The 21,236-nt window shown below is 33.1% G+C and carries 18 protein-coding genes and 2 tRNA genes; 6 read left to right on the forward strand and 14 right to left on the reverse strand.

Going from position 1 to position 21,236, the window contains the following annotated elements; translation table 11 throughout:
- Positions 1 to 27 precede the first annotated feature (27 nt).
- Complete coding sequence (locus T420_RS0103060; protein WP_013545118.1) at positions 28 to 663, forward strand: uracil-DNA glycosylase family protein; 636 nt, start codon at positions 28 to 30, stop codon at positions 661 to 663.
- A gap of 432 nt (positions 664 to 1,095) precedes the next feature.
- Here the strand turns inward: T420_RS0103060 and cobT are convergent, their stop codons facing one another.
- From cobT to T420_RS0103090, 6 genes are all read right to left on the reverse strand, one after another.
- Positions 1,096 to 2,085, reverse strand: coding sequence for a nicotinate-nucleotide--dimethylbenzimidazole phosphoribosyltransferase (gene cobT, locus T420_RS0103065; RefSeq protein WP_013545119.1), 990 nt, complete (start codon positions 2,083 to 2,085; stop codon positions 1,096 to 1,098).
- A 372-nt stretch (positions 2,086 to 2,457) separates the two neighbouring features.
- Positions 2,458 to 3,438, reverse strand: a complete 981-nt coding sequence (gene dusA, locus T420_RS0103070; protein WP_026501131.1) for a tRNA dihydrouridine(20/20a) synthase DusA — start codon at positions 3,436 to 3,438, stop codon at positions 2,458 to 2,460.
- A 933-nt stretch (positions 3,439 to 4,371) separates the two neighbouring features.
- Positions 4,372 to 4,447 (reverse strand) — tRNA-Thr (locus T420_RS0103075).
- Between the two features lie 247 nt (positions 4,448 to 4,694).
- Positions 4,695 to 6,053 carry an acetyl-CoA carboxylase biotin carboxylase subunit gene (gene accC / locus T420_RS0103080; RefSeq protein ID WP_013545123.1) on the reverse strand — a complete coding sequence of 453 codons (1,359 nt, stop codon included), beginning with the start codon at positions 6,051 to 6,053 and terminating at the stop codon, positions 4,695 to 4,697.
- A 15-nt stretch (positions 6,054 to 6,068) separates the two neighbouring features.
- Positions 6,069 to 6,548: an acetyl-CoA carboxylase biotin carboxyl carrier protein gene (accB, locus tag T420_RS0103085; protein WP_013545124.1), complete on the reverse strand. Its 480-nt coding sequence runs from the start codon at positions 6,546 to 6,548 to the stop codon at positions 6,069 to 6,071.
- A 211-nt stretch (positions 6,549 to 6,759) separates the two neighbouring features.
- On the reverse strand, positions 6,760 to 7,629 hold the full coding sequence (locus tag T420_RS0103090; protein ID WP_026501132.1) for a DsbA family protein: 870 nt from the start codon (positions 7,627 to 7,629) through the stop codon (positions 6,760 to 6,762).
- Positions 7,630 to 7,863: 234 nt separating this feature from the next.
- On the opposite strand from T420_RS0103090, the gene glpD reads away from it, so the two are divergent.
- Both glpD and T420_RS0103105 read left to right on the forward strand, forming a co-directional pair.
- On the forward strand, positions 7,864 to 9,369 hold the full coding sequence (glpD, locus tag T420_RS0103095; protein WP_013545126.1) for a glycerol-3-phosphate dehydrogenase: 1,506 nt from the start codon (positions 7,864 to 7,866) through the stop codon (positions 9,367 to 9,369).
- Between the two features lie 1,305 nt (positions 9,370 to 10,674).
- Positions 10,675 to 11,457: an N-acetylmuramoyl-L-alanine amidase gene (locus tag T420_RS0103105; protein ID WP_013545128.1), complete on the forward strand. Its 783-nt coding sequence runs from the start codon at positions 10,675 to 10,677 to the stop codon at positions 11,455 to 11,457.
- Between the two features lie 616 nt (positions 11,458 to 12,073).
- Here the strand turns inward: T420_RS0103105 and T420_RS0103110 are convergent.
- From T420_RS0103110 to folE, 4 genes are all read right to left on the reverse strand, one after another.
- Positions 12,074 to 12,565 carry a hypothetical protein gene (locus tag T420_RS0103110; RefSeq protein ID WP_026501133.1) on the reverse strand — a complete coding sequence of 164 codons (492 nt, stop codon included), beginning with the start codon at positions 12,563 to 12,565 and terminating at the stop codon, positions 12,074 to 12,076.
- Between the two features lie 141 nt (positions 12,566 to 12,706).
- Positions 12,707 to 13,888 (reverse strand): alpha/beta hydrolase, encoded by a 1,182-nt coding sequence (locus T420_RS0103115; RefSeq protein ID WP_013545130.1) that lies wholly within the window; start codon positions 13,886 to 13,888, stop codon positions 12,707 to 12,709.
- 192 nt (positions 13,889 to 14,080) lie between these two features.
- Positions 14,081 to 14,165 (reverse strand) — tRNA-Leu (locus T420_RS0103120).
- Positions 14,166 to 14,306: 141 nt separating this feature from the next.
- Complete coding sequence (gene folE, locus T420_RS0103125; RefSeq protein WP_013545131.1) at positions 14,307 to 14,921, reverse strand: GTP cyclohydrolase I FolE; 615 nt, start codon at positions 14,919 to 14,921, stop codon at positions 14,307 to 14,309.
- A 119-nt stretch (positions 14,922 to 15,040) separates the two neighbouring features.
- Here folE and T420_RS0103130 point away from each other — a divergent pair, with 119 nt between their 5' ends.
- The 3 genes from T420_RS0103130 to thrS all read left to right on the forward strand — a co-directional run bounded on the left by T420_RS0103130 (position 15,041) and on the right by thrS (position 17,924).
- Positions 15,041 to 15,478: an iron-sulfur cluster assembly scaffold protein gene (locus T420_RS0103130; protein WP_013545132.1), complete on the forward strand. Its 438-nt coding sequence runs from the start codon at positions 15,041 to 15,043 to the stop codon at positions 15,476 to 15,478.
- Positions 15,471 to 15,815 (forward strand): membrane protein insertion efficiency factor YidD, encoded by a 345-nt coding sequence (gene yidD / locus T420_RS0103135; protein WP_013545133.1) that lies wholly within the window; start codon positions 15,471 to 15,473, stop codon positions 15,813 to 15,815. The genes T420_RS0103130 and yidD overlap by 8 nt, the downstream gene beginning before the upstream one ends.
- A 132-nt stretch (positions 15,816 to 15,947) precedes the next feature.
- On the forward strand, positions 15,948 to 17,924 hold the full coding sequence (gene thrS / locus T420_RS0103140; protein ID WP_013545134.1) for a threonine--tRNA ligase: 1,977 nt from the start codon (positions 15,948 to 15,950) through the stop codon (positions 17,922 to 17,924).
- Between the two features lie 39 nt (positions 17,925 to 17,963).
- On the opposite strand, the gene T420_RS0103145 is transcribed toward thrS, so the two are convergent.
- From T420_RS0103145 to plsX, 4 genes are all read right to left on the reverse strand, one after another.
- Positions 17,964 to 18,467 carry a MerR family transcriptional regulator gene (locus T420_RS0103145; RefSeq protein ID WP_013545135.1) on the reverse strand — a complete coding sequence of 168 codons (504 nt, stop codon included), beginning with the start codon at positions 18,465 to 18,467 and terminating at the stop codon, positions 17,964 to 17,966.
- 181 nt (positions 18,468 to 18,648) lie between these two features.
- Positions 18,649 to 18,960, reverse strand: coding sequence for an integration host factor subunit alpha (locus tag T420_RS0103150; protein WP_013545136.1), 312 nt, complete (start codon positions 18,958 to 18,960; stop codon positions 18,649 to 18,651).
- Positions 18,961 to 19,037: 77 nt separating this feature from the next.
- Positions 19,038 to 20,009: a beta-ketoacyl-ACP synthase III gene (locus tag T420_RS0103155; RefSeq protein ID WP_013545138.1), complete on the reverse strand. Its 972-nt coding sequence runs from the start codon at positions 20,007 to 20,009 to the stop codon at positions 19,038 to 19,040.
- Between the two features lie 49 nt (positions 20,010 to 20,058).
- Positions 20,059 to 21,129, reverse strand: a complete 1,071-nt coding sequence (plsX, locus tag T420_RS0103160) for a phosphate acyltransferase PlsX (protein WP_013545139.1) — start codon at positions 21,127 to 21,129, stop codon at positions 20,059 to 20,061.
- Positions 21,130 to 21,236 lie beyond the last annotated feature (107 nt).

Here is a 21,236-nt window from a genome sequence, read left to right on the forward strand (position 1 = left end):
TAATATCTTTCTAATTTCTTATTTATCATGAACAAACAACAATGTGATCATATTATCAAATTAGAAAAAGACATTCATTCTTGTCGTGTTTGTATCAAACATCCACATTATCTTCCTCCCCTTCCCCATGAACCAAGGCCTATCGTTTATTTATCCAATACTGCTTCTATTGCAATTGCGGGGCAAGCACCAGGATTACGTGTCCATGAAAGCTTTATCCCGTTTAACGATCGTTCTGGCATAAGATTACGTAATTGGCTTGGGGTAACAAACGATGAATTTTACAATAGATCCCTATTTGCTATTGTTCCTATGGGATTTTGCTTTCCTGGTTATGACCAAAACAAATCTGATTTGCCACCAAGAAGTGAATGTCGAGAAATATGGCATGAAAAAGTATTTCAAGCTATGCCACAAATAAAACTTGTCCTTGCTATTGGAAGTTATGCGCAAAAATGGCATATTGCAAACCTAAAACATAAGACTGTCTCGGCAACCGTCAGTGATTGGAAAAACATCCTATCCACACGTCAACCCCGAGGATATAATGTCATGCCTTTGCCCCATCCATCATGGCGAAATACTTTTTGGTTACAAAAACACCCATGGTTTAATGATGAACTTATTTTACATCTTCGCTGTTTGGTACGTAAATTCTTATAAGTTTATGTTGTATCAATTTTTTATCAAACTAGCTGAACTTATATAAAGTTTACAGCCCTACATGAACAATATCAGACTATAGATGTCAAATATAATGATAACTTTTGCTATAAAGCTGAATCCACTATGTATGACAGAAGAATTCTTTATCTAACGTGTTGTAATACCTGATGACTCTCTGAAATTGTTAATCAAAACCCTCTTTAGCCAAGATATCGTTATTATGACTAACTAAAATAAAAGATTGGTAATAAGAGATATTCATTTCTCAAAAATATAATATCAAATATCTCCTTTATGTAAAAAATAAATGATTTTAGAGAACTCAGTCCTGTATGTTGATAAAGTTTTTATTTTCTACCAAATTTATATTCTTAAAGCTTTCCTTAATATTTATGATCATATTATTATTTTTTTAAACACTAAATCCTTCTACTCATGAGTTCCCATTTGCGCGTGAACTAAAACAGCTGCTTTAACAACACCAGCTGCTATAGCTGCACCTGTTCCTTCACCAAGACACATTTCCAAATCCAAAAGTGGTTTTTTCCCAATTTTTTCTAAAAGTTTACGATGAGCTACTTCAGAAGAAATATGTCCAACAAGTGTATGATCAAGAGCTCTTGGATTTATTTTATAAAGCACTGCTGCTGCAGCTGTTGCTACAAATCCATCCAAAATAACTGGAATTTTTTCCATTCTTGCAGCTAAAATAGCCCCTACCATAGCAGCAATCTCACGTCCTCCTAAACGGCGCATAATTTCAAAAGGATCATTAAAATAATTCTTGTGTAAAGAGATCGCTGTGTTTATTGCTATGACCTTACGCTGATAAAATTCTCCCACAGCCCCCATACCAGATCCTACCCATTCCTCAGCTTCTCCACCAAACAAAGCTAAACATAAAGCTGAAGCTATAGTCGTATTACCGATTCCCATTTCCCCAACACACAAGAGGTCTGTTCCTCCGGCAATTGATTCCATTCCAAATGCCATTGTTGCGGCTGCACTACGCTCGTCCATTGCTGCGTCTTTGGTAATATTCATTGTTGGATATTCCAGTGCCAAATCATATATTTTCAACCCCAGATCATAAGCTACACAAATCTGATTGATAGCAGCACAACCTGTTGTAAAATTTTGTACCATCTGTTGTGTCATAGATTGCGGAAATGGTGTAACACCTTCATCAGTAACACCATGATTGCCAGAAAAAACAGCAACTAAAGGTTTCGTTATAATTGGCTTTTCTTCACCTCTCCATCCCGCATACCAAACTGCAATATCTTCTAATTTTCCTAGTGCTCCCGGTGTTTTCACTAATTGTGCCTGCCGTTTTTTTGCTAAAGTTATCATAAATTCATCAGCAACAGGTAAATTTATTAATAAAGCACGAAAATCATCAAATGGCCTAGCAATCATGAAAATACCTTTTCGAATCTGCAATATATAATTAAAACTTTATTTTATAGACAGGATATAAATAATTTATTGTCTTTTTTCATACTACAAATGTACGATGCGTTACTTAATAAGCATCTATGATAATAATGTAGCGAATGTTGAAAATCTCTTTAAAGACAAAATATTAAAATGATATCTAGCTTTACATAATTATTGCAGTAAACTTTCATATCTTTTTTTTAATTTTTAACAGAGTTTAACTACCATAGATAAAAATATTAATTTTATTCCTTCCTTTAGGTTACTGCAATTTTTAAATAATTATCCATAAATAGCAATTTATTTATTATATAATATTAATATAAAATTTAAAATTTTCATAAAATGATCTTAACTGATAGCAGAAAAAGCTTCTTTTAAAATATGTACATTGGCATCTCTTCTTGTTGCATTATGTGATAATATTTGTCGCCATCGACGCGCACCATCACGCCCTTGAAATAAACCAATCATATGACGTGTCACATGAGAAAGACGCCCTCCTGATGCGATATGTTTTGCAGTATAATCGCACATAGCGTTAATAAGATCACAATCACTAAGATTATACCCCGATTCACCATATATTTCAGAATCAATAAGGCATAACAAAACGGGATTATTATAAACTTGCCGTCCAACCATAACAGCATCACATGATCTTAAGTGCTCTTTTATTTCACTAATTGATCTTATCCCACCATTTAATCCAATGAAATTATTTTCATATTTATGTTTTAAATTATAAACCCTTTTATAATTAAGTGGTGGAATATCACGGTTTTCCTTTGGACTTAATCCTTTTAACCAAGCTTTACGTGCATGTACCCATAACCCATCACAGCCAGCATTCCATACACGATCAGCCAAAAAATCTAAAGCCAATTCTTCATCCTGATCATCTACACCAATGCGACATTTAACAGTCACAGCTATAGTAACAGCTCGTTTCATGGCTTCTACAGCCTGCGCTACAATATCAGGATACAACATTAAACAAGCACCAAATATACCTGCCTGAACACGATCTGATGGACAACCAACATTTAAGTTAATCTCATCATAACCAAAATCTTCAGCAATGCGTGCAGCTTCTGCCAATTTTTTTGGATCTGATCCTCCTAATTGTAATGCAATTGGATGTTCTTCATTACTAAAAGCCAATAATCTTTCACGGACACCGTGAATAACAGTATCAGCTATGAACATTTCAGTGTAAAGTAGTGCCTTCTTCGTCAAAAGACGATAAAAAAATCTACAATGCCGATCTGTCCAGCCCAACATTGGTGCTACTGCAAATTTTACCAATGATGGAGAATGATAAAATGTCACAGGAGCATTACTCATACATCTTTATTATTATCCTATTAAGCAAACAAATAACCTTTTCTTCCTGTCCGCATACAGATATTTTATTCTCTCTACTTCTGAGAAAATAAAAATAAATTCTACATTTTATAAATCTTTTAGTCGTCTAAAATTTTTCCAACAACTAATAAAAAGGTGTATACAATATACAAATCTTAATTCGATTATCTCCTTTTTTCTTTTTTAAAGATAATTTTTGAATTTATACATATTCGCATTTCTACTTTGTCTAATTAATCAGATAATATATCTAAATAGTAAAATCCAATGTTTATACCTCAGCATATTTGATAAAATATATAATATTAAAAAAACACCTTTTAATTTATAAGATTTTGTAAATAAAAATTGAGAATACTATTTTTTTAATAGAATTTCTCTAACTTTTTGAAAAATATTTATAAGTGAATACATCTAATAATGTAATAATACGATAAAAAATTATAATTATATAAAATATATAATTTTTTATTTTTGATTGATTAAATAGGTGGAGTAGAAGACTTTGAAAAGCCATAAGATTATACAAAACAAAGATTCGAAAACTATAAACTCCTAGACTACTGATTAACAAAGGGCTTGCACGTTTAAAACCAAATAAAAAAATTTTACCGCTCTCTTTCTTTCAACACATATAGACAAAGAATTTCATAAACAAGGATGTTCTCCTGTTAAAGCTCTCAAAAAAAGCCAAAAACTAGAATTTACACAGAGATAAATTTTAGAGAAAAAAAACTACTGTTTTTAAAAAAAAATAGCACAAAAATACTGCTATTTACACCAAAACAAAATAGATCAAATTTGAGCACAATTGTATAAGTAGTAAAAAGCAGAAAAGTAAAGAAAAAACCGTCAATATAAAGAAAAAAATATATATTTCAATATGTTAAAGAAAAATGGTGCCCCCAGAGAGACTCGAACTCCCGACCCCCTGATTACAAATCAGGTGCTCTACCAACTGAGCTATAAGGGCATATTATATTGGGAATAGCATAAACTCACAAAAAGGCAAATAAAAAATTATGGATTGTGGTTTATATATTTAAAATTTAAAGACATGTATATCCAAACCAAATTAATTGGATTTTTTATTGATAAATATATCTTTATTGATGACAAGCTTATCTATTGTTCTTTTAAATGCATTTAATAAATCCATTTAAAATCGAAAAATTTCTAATATAACAATTAATATTACAAATTCACTATTTATCTACCGTTTATAAATCGGAAGAGACTGATTTATCAGAAAGATATTTTTCTAACCAATGGATATCATAATCACCATTGGCAATATCTTGATTATCAATCAGATCGCAAAATAAAGGTAATGTAGTTTTGATGCCATCAACCACAAATTCACTTAAAGCACGCCGTAAACGCATCATACATTCCAAACGTGTACGCCCGTGAACAATTAGTTTTCCGATTAAGCTATCATAATAAGGAGGAATATGATAACCTGAATAAGCACCTGAATCAACACGAACTCCCCCCCCCCCAGGTGTATGAAAATGGGTAATAAGCCCTGGAGATGGTGTAAAATTAATTGGATCTTCAGCATTAATACGGCATTCAATAGCGTGCCCAGAAAAATGGATATCTTTTTGTGCAACTGAAAGACCTAAACCAGATGCAATGTGAATTTGTTCATGAACTAAATCTATACCTGTAATTGCCTCAGTTACAGGATGCTCAACTTGTAAACGGGTATTCATCTCAATAAAATAAAATTCACCATTTTCGTAAAGAAACTCAACGGTACCTACTCCACGATATCCAAGTTTTGCACAAGCATTTGCAACAACATTACCAATTTTTTTTCGCTCGGTTTCATTAAGTGCAGGTGAATTCGCTTCTTCCCATACTTTTTGGTGGCGCCGTTGAAGTGAACAATCACGTTCTCCTAAGTGTATAGCGTTACCAGCTCCATCACCTATAACCTGAATTTCAATATGACGTGGTTTTTCTAGATATTTTTCAATATAAACCGCATCATCATTAAAAGCAGCACTAGCTTCTGAACGTGCTGTTTTGAAAGCTATTAAAAGTTTCCGCTCAGAATGAACAACTTTCATACCACATCCGCCACCACCTGCAGAAGCTTTAATAATAACTGGGTAGCCAATTTCATTAGCAATGCGTAGAGCTTCTTCTTCTTCAGCTATAGCTTCATTCGAACCTGGCACAATGGGAATACCGAGCTTTTTAACAGTTTTTTTAGCTTCTATTTTATCACCCATGGTACGAATATGCGCAGCTGTTGGACCTATAAATGTAATATTATGGGACTCCAATATATCTGCAAATTTTGCATTTTCAGAAAGAAATCCATAGCCTGGATGAACAGCATCTGCTCCTGTAATTTCACAGGCAGAAATAATTTGATAAATATTTAAATAAGAATCGCGAGATTGGGGAGGACCAATACACACACTTTCATCAGCAAGGCGAACATGCATAGCATCAGCATCAGCAGTTGAATGAACAGCTACAGTTTTAATTCCAAGTTCTTTACACGCTCGCAAAATGCGAAGAGCAATTTCTCCTCGATTGGCAATGAGGATTTTTTGAATCATAACTGTCCCTCTGCTTTATTCAACTATAATAAGTGGTTCATCAAACTCAACTGGTTGACCATCTTTAACCAAAATAGCAGTCACAGTACCTGAATGCGGTGACGGAATTTGATTCATTGTTTTCATTGCTTCAATAATCAGTAGGGTTTGACCTTTAGAAACATTTTGCCCTACCTTTACAAAAGGTTGCGCCCCAGGTGCAGGCGCAAGATATGCTGTGCCAACCATTGGAGATGCTATCTCATTTTTCGATTTTTCTTTTTTTGTAAAAGCTACAGTTGTTGGAATTGAAGAAGGAACTACTGCAGCAGAAGAAACAGGCGCATAAACTGTTTGCTCAGAATTAGTGTTTTGGCGCGCTACACAAATGCGCAATCCACCTTGTTCAACTTCAATATTGGTCAGATTCGTGTCATTCAAAATTTCAGCAAGGTCGCGGATAATTGCCATATCAATGCCAGTATATTTATTAGCATCCATTTTTTTCATTGCCATTTTATTCCTAACTCCTTGACCGGTAAAGATTACTAGTACTTATTATTCCTATGACTAAAAATTTCTAATGAAATTTTTTCTAATATTGTTGTTCACATTGCAATTAAATTAATCTGCTACACAAATCCATATTTATAAATCTGTTAAAAAAAGAAAAATAAGGAATTAACATATTTATGTATCTCTTAATAATCTGATCAAAAAGAGAATTTTATTGCGTATCTTCTATTGCTGCTTGCAAAATATTTTTTTCCACAGCTCCAATTAACACTTTATCTCCAATGATATAAGCAGGGGTACCAGTGATATTCAATGCAGAAGCAATTCGAATATTCTCTTGAAAAAGTTTCTGTAATTTCGAATCTTGTATTGCATTGCGTAATTCTTTTTCATTTGCTCCTAACAAAACTGCTATTTTTATAGCCTTATCTTCATTTGAACGACCTTGACTCATTAAGAGTTTTTTATGAAATTGAAGATACTTTTCTGGAAATTTTTTTCTAAAAATTTGGGAAATAATATGTGTTGCTACAGAATCAGGCCCTAAAATTGGTAAATCTTTTATAACTATCCTTAGATCTGTGTATTCTTGCATTAAGCTTATTAAATCTAAATATGAACGTTTACAATGCTTACAATTGTAATCAAAAAATTCAACGAGTACTATTTTGCCATTTGGGTTTCCCAAAATGGCATCATGAGGGGATTGAAAAATTTCTTTTTCCAACGATTTAATGATTGCAGTTTGTTTTTCAGCTTCTTTTTGACGACGTTGCTCAAATTTTTCTTGAAGGATAAATTGCATTTCAATCATAATTTCTGGATTATTAAGTAGATAGTCTCTTATAATCTGTCGAATATAATTATCATTGATGTTTTTTGTGCTTTTCTCGCTAAGCTTAGATAAAAAATTAGAATCTTCTAAAAGTTCTATTTTAAGATTCTCTATAATCAGATGATCTGACGTTTGGTCTTTTGTTTGCGCATTTGATAAAAATGAATACATAAAAACACTCAATATGATTATTATTAAAATTTTCTTTACGAATAGCACTTTTGAATATCGAGTTTGATTAATCATTTATCTGTCTTTGTATTTAGCTGAAGTATTTATAAACTTATATGATAAATTATCATGTTTATGCAATAAACCATTTAATTGTAATATGTAATTTAGCAAATTATGGAGATAATCTGTTTCCTATGATTAATGTATAAAATACTTTACTTGATGCAGAACGCTTGTCTTGATTGTGCAGATGTTTTCATAATTGAACAAAATAGAGCAAAATAAACCTAATATGAAAGAAAAACAATGAAAGCCACAACACATTATGATCTATTTATCATTGGTGGTGGAATAAATGGATGTGGGGTAGCCAGAGATGCAGCTGGTCGTGGATTTAGCGTTGGATTAGCTGAAATGAATGATCTTGCATCGGGTACATCAAGTGCGTCAACAAAGCTCATTCATGGTGGTCTTCGTTATCTTGAACACTATGAATTTAGATTAGTTCGTAAAGCATTGAAGGAACGCGAAATTATTTGGCGTATGGCTCCGCACATTGTGCATCCTTTGCGCTTTATCTTACCTTATCATAAAAAATTACGGTCTTCTTGGATATTACGCTTCGGACTTTTTATTTATGATTATCTTGGTGGCTGGAATCAAATATTTCAGCGTACCAAAATGATTGATTTATCAAAAAATTTTGGCACCTTTTTTAAAGAAAATTATCGTAAGGGTTTTGAATATTCTGATGCAATAGTAGATGATGCTCGTTTGGTTATTGCTAATGCACGAGACGCAAAAAAATGGGGCGCTGATATAAAAGTACGAACAGAAGTTCTATCCTTAAAAATAGAAGAGAAAAAATGGTTTATTACTCTTCATGATAAGTTAAATGATAAAAAATATTGTGTTACAGCTTCTTATATTGCAAATATGGTTGGTCCCTGGATCAATCAGGTTTTAGCAAATGTTTTAAATTCTAAAGAGCTTCCGCCTATGCGACTTGTTAAGGGTTCGCATATTTTGGTTCCTAAACTTGATATTCATAATCGCGCTTATATTTTGCAAAATAGTGATAACCGTATCATTTTCGCCATTCCATATCAGGAAAAGTTTACACTAATCGGAACAACAGATTGTGATTATCAAGGTGATCCTGCTAGTGTATCTATTAGTGATGAAGAAATTGATTATATTTGCGCAATAGCAAATGAATATTTCAGAAAGCCGATATTGCGTGAGAGCATTATATGGACTTATTCCGGTGTTCGTCCTCTTTATGATGATGGTTCTTCAATAGCTCAAGACATAACACGTGATTATGTTTTAAAAGAAATTGGGATAGAAGATAAACCAAAAATTCTTAATCTATATGGTGGAAAAATTACGACTTATCGCATATTGGCTGAAGATGTGATGAAATTTATTGAAAAAGCGCTTGGTTCTAAAAAAGGGCCATGGACACTGAATTCTGTACTCCCTGGAGGTGATTTTCCATATAATAGATTAGATATAATTGAAAACAGAATTGCTGTTTTACTTCCAGATTTAGATGCTTTTACTTGCCGTAGGCTTGCTCGATCCTATGGCTCAGAGACATTTACAATATTTGCAAATGGTAATGTAGATAAAGGAAAATATTTTGGACATGGGCTTTATGAAATAGAAGTGAAATGGCTAATGGAAAAAGAATGGGCAAAGACATGTGAAGATATATTATGGCGCCGTTCAAAACTTGGCCTTTTTTTTAATAAACAGGAAACTGATTCCCTTACCGCCTATATAGAAGATAAAAGAGGAAGAGAATAGAGAATGTTTTTCATAGAGTATATAAAATTTTGTATCTGAATTTTAATCGGTTTGTAAAATTTTTTATAACTAATTGTCCTTATCATAGATCCTGCCCAAATAAACTATATTAATTAGACAAATATCAGCATAGATGACACAAACTGACCAGATTTCAGAGTGTTGATTTTCATTCAAAATACCGCCTATTCAAAAACATATTTAGATGAAGCCACATATCACTCTCTGCAGCGTAAACATCATCACTTCGTTTTCCTACATAGAGTATTTGATATATTTTAGATACCAGTTCTACAAACATAAAAGCACTGTCCTTAACAAAAAGCTTTTAAATAGATCCCTCCTTAAATCTTAATTATTGGTTTCTATTTGGCTTGTTTTTTCTTGAATTGGTTACACTAATTCTTCTATTATATCTACCTCAGTGTTGTATCTATTGCATTTATTAATTCTTAAAAGGACACGTCTTCCTATCTCTTTAATACACACTTTGTTACAGTCTATTTCAAGCCATTAACCAAACAAAGTTGAATAATAAATTGATTATAAACACGATTACAAATTATAAATAAGGAATTATTTTCAGTAATCTTCATCAAATTACTAGACACAGATTTTAATAATAAATTTTAAGAAATTTTGTATCCTGCAATATAAACAACAGAAGCATTATCTTTGGTTATTATAATTTATTAAACGAAAAATTCCCGAATTAAATACAGTTAAATCAGTGTAGCAATTATTTTTTTTCAATTTTCTCCTATAAAATACATATACCATAAGAAGAACAACTCTCTGAAATCTCTAAACTTTCAACATTAATATGCATTGCATTTATACTAAGATAATGGTAATCTTAAACAGATTTTTTACTACAATTCTCTGACTTTAATTATATTTTAATAATTAGAGAGAATGTATTTGTAATTTGAATATAAAATTCTTAAATTACTTCTATCACAGTAAGTATTTCTTTCTGCCTATTTTTCCTATTAAGTTTTTGTATACTACTCAATTCTTTTATTAAAAGAAAGTAAACCAAAAATTTCACAGTGCAAAAAATCAAAAATTTTTATTGTAAAACAACATTATTGTAATAATAAAAATTCTAAATTTATAATATATTCTAATACAGAATATATATAATAACAATTATTCTTAAATTATAATAAATAAAAATATTTAAATAATTACATAAAATTTCATGATTTATTATTAATATGTTTTTAATAATAATTTTAATGACATATAATAATAATTATGATAAAATTAAAGCAGTTTTAAAAATAGAGGGGGGGTTTTTTTATGTATAAAATTGATTATAATAGCTACCGTAACGTAAAAGGCTTTAATAGTCGAGTTCGTTTTCTAGTAATGCATTACACTGCAGCTAACTTTAAATCATCTGTTACAACTCTTACAGGACCTTCAGTCAGCGCCCACTATCTTGTTCCTGATCCTTCAGAAAAAACATATATTGAAGCAGGTTTTAAAGATATGCATATTTTTAATCTAGTTGATGAAAATGAACGTGCATGGCATGCTGGTGTTAGTTCATGGGCTGGACGTAGCAATCTAAATGATACAGCTATTGGAATTGAAATCATCAATCTAGCAAGCAATAATAACGGGCAATTGATATTTCCACCTTTTCATCCAAAGCAAGTTGATGCAATTAAAGAACTTGCATTCAATATTCTTCAACGTTACCCGAGTATTACACCAACTAATGTTGTTGGCCATAATGATATTTCTCCTGGAAGAAAAGTCGATCCAGGTGCAGCTTTTCCATGGAAAGAACTTTATGATGCAGGTATAGGGGCATGGTATGATGTGGCTAAAAAGGATAATTATGAAAAAGAATTTTCTAAAAATCCTTCATCCTTTGAAAAAGCAAAAAAAGAAGTCGTTTCTAAACTAAAAAAATATGGATACGATACTTCGGGTGCGGATACTGGAAATGGATATAAAAATTTGATTATGGCGTTTCAGCTTCATTTTCGTCAAAATAATTATAATGGAGTTTTAGATATTGAAACGGCAGCAATTATTTATGCATTAGTTGAAAAATACTTTCCGTCAAAATAATTTAGCTCGATTTTAATTAAAATATGCAAAATTATTATAGAAGTAATTTTCTACCTTTATAAAGGCACAAGCTATACTAACTAAAGTTTAAAATATTTCATGCATTTTTTTGAGTAATAAAATTTATTACAGCTAAAATCTAGAATAAATAAGAGGTAAAAGTTTCCTCCGAATCCTTTTACCTCTAAAAGAGTAGAAAATTTCATCTAATTTTAGAGTAAATCCTCCAAAAGGGGAAAAAAGTCTATAAAATTATTAATATACAAGTACAAGATTCATTCGGATTGTATTATCAGGTTAAATTAAAATTTTTGCCATATTTATGATTTCATTTAGAATTGAATAAATTTTTTCTTCAGACTTTTATGACTAAAAAATTAAACAAAGCCATCTACAAATAATTAAAAGTACTCCTATTTCCCATTAGATTTCCCACAAAATTATTTTCTCAAAAATATTAACTCTTACGCTAGTTTTGTTATCGACTTTTAACAATAAGCAATAGAAGCTAAGTCTTTACCTCTTTCAGTTTGGCATTATCAATTTAATCAACTTATAATTAATATTATCAAGAATCAATTTATAATGCATTTCAACTTTTATTTTGAATTCAGTATTATTTCTCAAAGAGATGTGGGTTTTCAAAAGCAAGATTTTGACGCGCTTTTTGTAATCGTTGAATAATTTCATCAATTTTGGACGAAGAATAAGACGATTCTTGATTATCAGTTAATGAATGTTGTCTCCCCTCACCTTCATAAAAACACTGAATTTGTGATTGGAGAGTTCGTATTTCTTGAAATAAAAGGCGACTAGTTTCTCTAAAACTATTATTAAGTGAAAAAATTTGATCGGAAATTGACATTAAAATTTGTTTTAAAAAATGCTCATTTTCTTGACGTTTACGATATTCTAAAACAAGAGCATAACTTATTTCATCTAACTGCTGTTTAGTAACATCAATTTTATGTAATAAATCTGGCGCTCCGCCTATATTGTCTTTTCTTACTTTTAAAAGCATAGCATGAATATTTAATAGTCTAACTGCAGAATAAGACAAATAATCAACTAACGTAAGTGTATTAGTATAGTGTTTTTTTTTAACCATCATAAAGCTACCTAATGATTAATTGTATAGATTTATCCCACTATTCATTTTTAGTCCTATAGAACCATTCTAAAGAAAATGCTAAAAAATCTCTTTTCTAATTTATTTATATCCAATTATTATATTTGTTTTTTTTTATATTTAATGATTGGTTAATGGAGATAAGAGGTGCATAGGTGTATAAAGGATAAAATCGGTGGTTTTCTTTAAAATATTGCTACCATCAGAAAGAATCGCTTGACTAGGTGATAATTCTGTTCCTTGCATAATTGTTGAAGCTAAAGATCCCTCTCGAGATAGAGCCATTAATGTTGGTGAAGATGCAAATACATTATGCGTCCCGCCATCAACATTAGATAAATCAAGAATAGCTATTCCATTCTTCCACAACATTTCAATATTTGAGCCATCTCCTACACGAGGGTGTCCACCTGTAAGCTTTCTTGAAACAGCAAGCGCTTTATCTTTACGAGATACCAAAATAGCTGTTGGTTGAGGTAATTGTTTAATATCATTAAGTTGACGTTCAAATACATCAAGATCAATATCCGGCGCTGCCATTAAAAAACTTGTAATGCGATGAATTAGCTTGTATTTTCCTTGTAATGCTAGAGTTCTAAATGCTTCCATCGTAACAAGATTGCCCATAGAATGCGCAATAATTGAGACGTGATCAGCATTTGTTTCACTGATAGTTATCAGAAGTTCTATCAATCCATCACGTGCAAAATTGGCGCTATCACGATCATAAATATAAAGAGGTATTGCACCAGCCGAAGGCCATGAATAGTGTACATTAACAACATTCAAAGAATAATCGTAAGCAAATTGAGCTGTACGAAACGTACCGTCTGCAAAATTATTATTGTAACCATGAATAAAAAGGAAAATTTCTTTTTTTCCTTTTGGCTTTTTTGCTAACGCAATATTTAATTGCTGTTTAAACTGCTCCTTATTCTCATATTTTTGCAAAGCGACTGCTGCAAAATATTTATCATGACTCGGTTTATAAGCATTTGTCTCAACTACACCTTTAACATGTTTTTGAGGAATTCCTACATCAACGCGGTTGTAGTGTACTTTATTTGACCGTTCTGCTCCATAAGGCTGAGAATAATTATCCTGCATCATACGACTTGTAGCAACATACACTGGGATAATAGCTTTCGGAGGAATTGGTTTTTCAACTTTTCGTTGTACAGCAACCATAGACGGTGTTGCATGTATTCCATGCCAAAGTACAGCACGCGACCCATCACATGCAACTAATAAAGTAATGCAAATAAAAAATACTAAATATTTAAAAAACACAACACTTTTCACTACGATACTACCCAATCTTATTAAATTAAAAAAGAGCTCATATTTCGTACCTATAGTAATAACAGAAGATACAGTTTCTAACGATCTGCAATAAAGTAATTATAATAAGACATTATAATAAAAAATGCACAGAATTCGCACACTAATGCCCACTCTTATCTGTACCTTAACATCAATCACAAAAAACACAAATGGTGCGGTCGAGAAGACTCGAACTTCCACGAGTTGCCCCACAGCGACCTCAACGCTGCGCGTCTACCAATTCCGCCACGACCGCACAAGGTAGAAACATCACTCTCCGCATTTAACAAATCATACAGTAAGGTACAAGTTTATTTTTGTATTCTTATAACTTATTTTATTTCACGCTACTTCATGTTTAATAACATAAATTCTTAAAATGCACATCTTACCATAATTAGCGTATCAATGACATAAAACTAGCTTGTGCCACTTGATCACTTTGATAATATCCATGAAAACTTGTTGTAATTGTCGTAGTTCCTTGCTTTCGTATCCCTCTCATATTCATACACATATGCTCAGCCTCAACTACTACAGCAACACCATGAGGCTTTAGATGTGTTTCCAGAGCATCAACTATTTGTGCCGTCATGGTTTCTTGTGTTTGTAAACGACGAGAAAAAGCATCTACAACACGTGCAATTTTTGAAAGTCCAACAACTTTTTTATCAGGAAGATAAGCGATATGAGCTTTACCAATAATTGGAAGCATATGATGTTCACAATGTGAATAAAAAGAGATATTCTTCATTATAACTGGTTCATTATACCCTGAAACTTCCTCAAAAACTGTACCTAAAATTTCTTCAACTGATTCGTTATAACCAGTAAAAAGTTCACGATACGCTTTAGCAACACGACTTGGAGTATTTAACAGCCCTTCTCGATTTGGATTTTCTCCTATCCATAACAGCAATGTATGAATTGCCATCTCTATTTCTTCAACACTAGGCTTTTTTTGCTCAGAGAGAAATGAATTAGTTGCTCCTTCTTCAATCACATCACGCATTAAAAAAACTCCAACTTATTATGTATAAAATGTTTATTATATATCTATTTTTATAATTTTTATATAAACGAGTTAAAAACTTAAACAGCAATAACTTTTAAAAGTTTAGATAATAGCTTATGATTGAAAATGTCTACAGTAATAAAATAATTGAACATGCTGCACATATAAGCAAAATTGGCCGTCTTAATAATCCGGATGCAACATCAAAAAAATGTGCACGCTTTTGTGGATCGACTGTTACCGTAGACCTAAAAATAGAAAATAGCACTATAACAGATTTTGCCCATGAAATATGCGCATGTGTACTTGGACAAGCTTCATCTTCTATTCTTGCACATCATATTATTGGCCAAAAAACACAAGACCTTAAAATATTACATGAAATTATTCAGCATATGTTAACAAAAAATGGCCCTCCCCCTTCAGCTCCATTTGAAGCATTTGCTTGCCTACAGCCTATTAAAGACTATAAAACACGCCATGGATCAGTAATGCTTACTTTTGATGCAGTCATAGATTGTATTAAACAAATTGAAGAAAAAATGAATGGCTAAACAACACGTAAAAACAAAAAAAACGTACACAAGAAATTACACAGGACCTTGGCAGAAAACACCTGGACGATTACTTGGTATTGGACTAATACGTTTCTACCAAATAATGCTGTCTAACTTTATAGGCAATCAGTGTCGTCACAGACCAACTTGTTCAGAATATACCTATGAAGCGATTGCGCGCCATGGTCTATGGGCAGGTGCATGGATGGGATTTTTTCGTCTTATCCGTTGTTGTCCCTTTGGAACAAATGGCTTTGATCCAGTACCTACCTCTATTGAGAATTCCTATAAGCCTTGGCATTATTGGAAAATTTCTATCAAACGTAATAAATAATTCTTTCTTTTTTAATGCATTATGCATAAAAAGAATTGATAGGAAATTAGCCTATTAGTTTTAATTGATTGTTGCTAAATGTTCACGAAACCATCCGCAATCGTTAGCGGAATTGGATTAAAAAGGTTCTTTATGTCTTGCTCTATTTCTCTTTCTTTTCCTGATGGCTCAAAACGCGATTACCCAACCGAAATAACTGGTTTAGAATTAGCCAAATCTATTTCTAATTTCCTCGCAAAAAAAGCAGTTGCCTATAGTCTTGATGGAGTTCTTAGAGATCTCTCAGACCCATTAGGACAATCTGGACAAGTAGAAATCATTACTCGCGATGATCCACGTGCACTTGAATTGATACGCCATGATTGCGCACATGTTTTAGCTGAAGCAGTACAAGAGCTTTTTCCTGAAACGCAAGTTACAATTGGTCCAGTTATTGAAAACGGTTTTTATTATGATTTTGCACGTAAACAACCTTTTACATTAGATGACCTCACTATCATTGAAAAAAAAATGCGTGAAATTATTCAACGCAATAAACCTTTTAGAAAAGAAATTTGGTCTCGTGAAAAAGCTAAGAAGATTTTTTCTGAAAAAAATGAACTCTATAAAATCGAGCTTATTGATGCTATCCCCGATGATCAAGATTTGAAAGTCTATTATCAAGGCGACTGGTTTGATCTTTGCCGTGGTCCACATATGCAATCTACTGGCCAAATTGGTAATGCATTTAAATTGATGAAAGTTGCAGGTGCTTATTGGCGTGGTGATGCTAATAATCCTATGTTAACGAGAATTTATGGTACAGCATTTACTAATGAAAATGACTTAAAAGTCTATCTTCATATGCTAGAAGAGACTGAAAAACGGGATCATCGCCGCTTAGGACGTGAAATGGATTTATTTCATTTTCAAGAGGAAGGTCCAGGAATGATTTTTTGGCACCCAAAAGGCTGGAAAATGTTCCAAAATTTGATCAGTTACATGCGTCGTCGTCTCGATGATCATAAATATGCCGAAGTTCAGGCACCACAAGTTCTTGATAAATCACTTTGGGAAGTGTCAGGTCACTGGAGATGGTACAAAGAAAATATGTTCAAAACAATTCCAGCAGCTGATGATTGGAATAATGAATATATTTATGCTCTTAAACCAATGAATTGTCCTGGCCATGTGCAGATCTTTAAACATGGTTTAAAATCTTATCGTGATTTGCCCATTAGACTGGCTGAATTTGGCCTTGTTCATCGTTATGAGCCCTCAGGTTCTTTACATGGTCTTATGCGGGCACGTAGCTTTACACAAGATGACGCACATATTTTTTGCACTGAAGAACAATTAGCTGATGAATGTCTCAGTATCAATGATTTGATTTTATCAACCTATGCCGATTTTGGTTTTGAAGAAATCAGCCTTAAGCTCTCAACACGCCCAGAAAAACGTGTTGGCTCAGATGAATTGTGGGACCATGCTGAAAATATCATGACATCTGTTCTTAAAACTATTGAGAAAAAATCTTCAGGACGTGTTAGAATAAGTATTCTTCCTGGTGAGGGCGCATTTTATGGACCAAAATTTGAATATACACTGAAAGATGCTATTGGCCGAGAATGGCAATGCGGAACAACGCAAGTAGACTTTAATTTACCTGAGCGCTTTGGAGCATTCTATATTGATAAGGATTCAGAAAAACGCCAGCCTGTTATGATCCATCGAGCTATTTTTGGATCAATGGAGCGTTTTCTCGGTATATTAATCGAAAACTTTTCTGGTCATATGCCGTTTTGGCTTGCGCCTCAACAGATTGCTGTGGCAACGATTACATCCGATGCGAATGATTATGCGAAAAAAATAACAGCAAAACTCAAAGCTATTGGTCTTTCAGTGATATTGGATTCCCGCAATGAGAAAATTAACTACAAAATACGTGAACACTCTTTACAAAAAATTCCTGTAATTTTGGTGTGTGGCAAACGCGAAGCTGAAACAAATAGTGTCAATATGCGCCGCTTAGGAAGTGTAGAACAAAGCCTTTTATCTCTAGAAGAAGTGATTAAACAACTGCTAGATGAAGCGATACCACCAGATTTACGCCGTTTAACCAACAACTGATATCATAAAAAAATACTACAAACCAATAGTAGATTATAATTATCGAGCTTTGTCAAGAATGCGCTTACACTCAATTAACTCAAATAGTACTTCCTGCAACAATACTTTATCAGTTTTATCTCGATGATTATTAATAGCGCCAACCGACGCTTCCCCTTCACTCTTCATAAACCCCAAAAGCCCAAACGCTGTCTTTTTTGATTTAGCCGAAATAGATTTGGATTCCTGTTCTACACATTTTTTTTCTATTACAATATTCATAGCATCAAGATCACCATTACCAAATGCAACAACAAAAGAAGAACCCTTCTCTTTTAAAATACGTTGTACACCTTTTATAGTATAACCTTGTCCGTAAAGTAATTGTTTGATACCATTGAGTAAATCAATATCATTAGGGCGATAATAACGACGCCCACCCCCACGTTTCAATGGTTTAATCTGACCAAACCGCGTTTCCCAAAATCTTAATACATGCTGCGGAATCCCCAACAAATCAGCCACTTCACTAATTGTGCGAAAAGCATCGGGGCTTTTATCCATTTTATAATACCTCACCTAAAATTATATCAATGATTTTATGGTTATTGATCATAATATGAAATCATATTCATGAATCTTCAATAAGGAATTCTCAGCTTAAAATATAAAAGAAAAGAGTCTAATAAATATAAAATTCTTTAACAAAAAAACAAACATCTTAATACTGCTTATTTGTACAAAATTATTTTTTCTTTGCACGATGTGTATCTAAAATTCTTTTCTTAAGCACATTTGCAGCCTTAAATGTTACTACACGCCGTGGTGGGATGGATGCTTCAACACCTGTTTTTGGATTTCGTCCAATTCGTTCACTTTTATTACGAACTTGAAAAGTTGCAAAAGAAGATAATTTAACCATTTCACCTTTGACAAGTGAATTGCAAATTTCATTCAAGACTAACTCAACTAAATCGGCTGATTCAGTGTGTGACAAGCCCACCTTTCTACAAACAGCGCCAGCCAAGTCTGCACGTGTTACTGTCTTACTTGTCATTATCATCACCTATTTAAATATTAAAAATTATAAAGAAATTTATACGTTTTATTTAAATATGGTCAAGTGGCTATAATTTACCAACGGATAAGAATCGCACCCCATGTAAAACCTCCACCCATAGCCTCTAGCATAATAAGATCTCCTTTTTTAATTCTTCCATCTTGAACAGCAGTTGCTAAAGCTAGCGGTACCGATGCTGCAGATGTATTACCATGCTGATCGATGGTAATAATAATCCGGTCTTTCGCGATTCCTAACTTTTTAGCTGATGCTTCAATAATACGTTTATTAGCTTGATGAGGCACAAACCAATCTAATTGAGAAGGCTTCATCTCAACAGCTGCAAAACAATTATCAACGACATCAGTTATCATACCAACTGCATGTTTAAAAACCTCCCGTCCTTCCATACGTAGGTAACCTGTTGTTTGTGTTGTTGAAGGACCACCATCAACGTACAACTTATCAGCATATTCACCATCAGAACGCAATTTAGCAGATAATATACCATAATCAGCAGAAGTACCTTCAAATTCTTGCGCTTCTAAAATAGCTGCACCTGAACCATCACCAAATAAAACACATGTTGTACGATCTTGCCAATCTAAAATTCGAGAAAATGTGTCAGATCCAATCACTAAAATTCTCTTAGCTGCTCCACAGCGCAGATAAGCGTCTCCTGTTACCAACGCAAAAATAAAACCAGAGCAAACAGCTTGAATATCAAAGGCAAAACCATGTCTCATTCCCAAAGCTCGCTGAATTTCAACAGCAGAAGCAGGAAAAGTACGGTTAGGTGTTGAAGTTGCTAGAATAATACAATCAATATCTTTTACTGTCATACCAGTATTTGCTAGAGCTGCTTGTGCAGCTTTTATTCCTAAAGAAACGGTAGTTTCATTATCATCAGCAATATGACGTTGACGAATTCCTGTGCGTTGAACAATCCACGAATCAGATGTTTCAACCAATTCCGCAATCTCATCATTCGATAAGCTTTTTTTTGGTAAGGCACTTCCTACACCACAAATAACTGATCGAATCATGTCACCTTAACCTTCTCCTGAAATTTCTCCTCTATATTGCAAATACCTATCATACCATCTCCATATTCATCACAGCTTTACCCTCATCATCCAAAAGCGATGCTTTACTCTCATGAAAAAGCAATAAATCCGTGGCTATTTCTTTTAAGAGTCCATTACTCACCATTTCATAACCAACGCGAATAGCAGCAGCAAAACCGTTAGCAGTAGCACCACCATGACTTTTTATAACAATACCATTTAAGCCTAAAAGAACACCACCATTAACCCTATCTGGATCCATTTTATGTTTCAATTTACGAAAAGCACTTCGCGACACAAGGTAACCAAAATATGAAAAAATAGAACTACGCATAGTAATATTTAAGGTTTCCGCTATCTGTCGTGCAGTTCCTTCTGCAACTTTTAAAGCAATATTACCGGAAAATCCCTCAGTGACAACAACGTCAATGGTTCCTTTTCCAATATCATTTCCTTCGATAAATCCTTTATATTCTAAACCATCTAATTGCACTTTACGTAATATTATTCCTGCTTTCTTTATTTCATCCAAGCCTTTAACTGCTTCGACTCCCACATTTAACAACGCAACGCTTGGTTTTTCAATATGATATAAAACCCTGAACATTCCAGCACCCATAACTGCTAAATCAACCAATTGACTAGCAGATGCACCAATTGTTGCACCAACATCTAAAACAATACTCTCACCACGAAGAGTTGGCCAAATACCGGCGATACCAGGACGTTCAGCTTCTGCCATCATTTTTAAACAAAAATAAGACATTGCCATAAGTGCACCAGTATTACCAGCAGAAACACAAGCATCAGCCTTGCCATTTTTTACAGCCTCAATCGCATGCCACATTGATGATTTACCACGCCCAGTACGAAGTGCTTGGCTTGGTTTTTCATCCATACGCGTATAACTTTCTGTAGGATAAAAGCATGATGCTGCAACCAAATGAGGGTATTTTTTTAAAATCGGTTCAACAACTTCACCTACCCCATAAAATAAAAAATGGATATTTGGCAAATATTTCTGAGCAATTGCAGCCCCCGCAAGAGTAACTTCTGGACCATAATCACCACCCATTACATCCACAGAAATTTTAATCACGCTTTCTTATCCTATATCTTTAATTTACGTCGCAACTGTTTGCTATCAAACAATTATAAAAATTACCGCTATAACTTCTTCGTAGAAAAGACTGTTTTTATACCAGC

This window comes from Bartonella clarridgeiae ATCC 51734, from assembly GCF_000518185.1.
GTDB lineage: Bacteria > Pseudomonadota > Alphaproteobacteria > Rhizobiales > Rhizobiaceae > Bartonella > Bartonella clarridgeiae.

Bases quoted from the DNA above. Each gene is read 5' to 3' on its own strand.
- accC (WP_013545123.1), bottom strand. From the start codon at position 6,053: ATGATTCAAAAAATCCTCATTGCCAATCGAGGAGAAATTGCTCTTCGC.
- T420_RS0103150 (WP_013545136.1), bottom strand. From the start codon at position 18,960: ATGACAAGTAAGACAGTAACACGTGCAGACTTGGCTGGCGCTGTTTGT.
- T420_RS0103060 (WP_013545118.1), top strand. From the start codon at position 28: ATGAACAAACAACAATGTGATCATATTATCAAATTAGAAAAAGACATT.
- accB (WP_013545124.1), bottom strand. From the start codon at position 6,548: ATGGCAATGAAAAAAATGGATGCTAATAAATATACTGGCATTGATATG.
- T420_RS0103155 (WP_013545138.1), bottom strand. From the start codon at position 20,009: ATGATTCGATCAGTTATTTGTGGTGTAGGAAGTGCCTTACCAAAAAAA.
- glpD (WP_013545126.1), top strand. From the start codon at position 7,864: ATGAAAGCCACAACACATTATGATCTATTTATCATTGGTGGTGGAATA.
- cobT (WP_013545119.1), bottom strand. From the start codon at position 2,085: ATGATTGCTAGGCCATTTGATGATTTTCGTGCTTTATTAATAAATTTA.
- T420_RS0103145 (WP_013545135.1), bottom strand. From the start codon at position 18,467: ATGGATAAAAGCCCCGATGCTTTTCGCACAATTAGTGAAGTGGCTGAT.
- yidD (WP_013545133.1), top strand. From the start codon at position 15,471: ATGGCTAAACAACACGTAAAAACAAAAAAAACGTACACAAGAAATTAC.
- thrS (WP_013545134.1), top strand. From the start codon at position 15,948: ATGTCTTGCTCTATTTCTCTTTCTTTTCCTGATGGCTCAAAACGCGAT.
- T420_RS0103110 (WP_026501133.1), bottom strand. From the start codon at position 12,565: ATGGTTAAAAAAAAACACTATACTAATACACTTACGTTAGTTGATTAT.
- T420_RS0103105 (WP_013545128.1), top strand. From the start codon at position 10,675: ATGTATAAAATTGATTATAATAGCTACCGTAACGTAAAAGGCTTTAAT.
- folE (WP_013545131.1), bottom strand. From the start codon at position 14,921: ATGCGTGATGTGATTGAAGAAGGAGCAACTAATTCATTTCTCTCTGAG.
- T420_RS0103130 (WP_013545132.1), top strand. From the start codon at position 15,041: ATGATTGAAAATGTCTACAGTAATAAAATAATTGAACATGCTGCACAT.
- T420_RS0103090 (WP_026501132.1), bottom strand. From the start codon at position 7,629: ATGATTAATCAAACTCGATATTCAAAAGTGCTATTCGTAAAGAAAATT.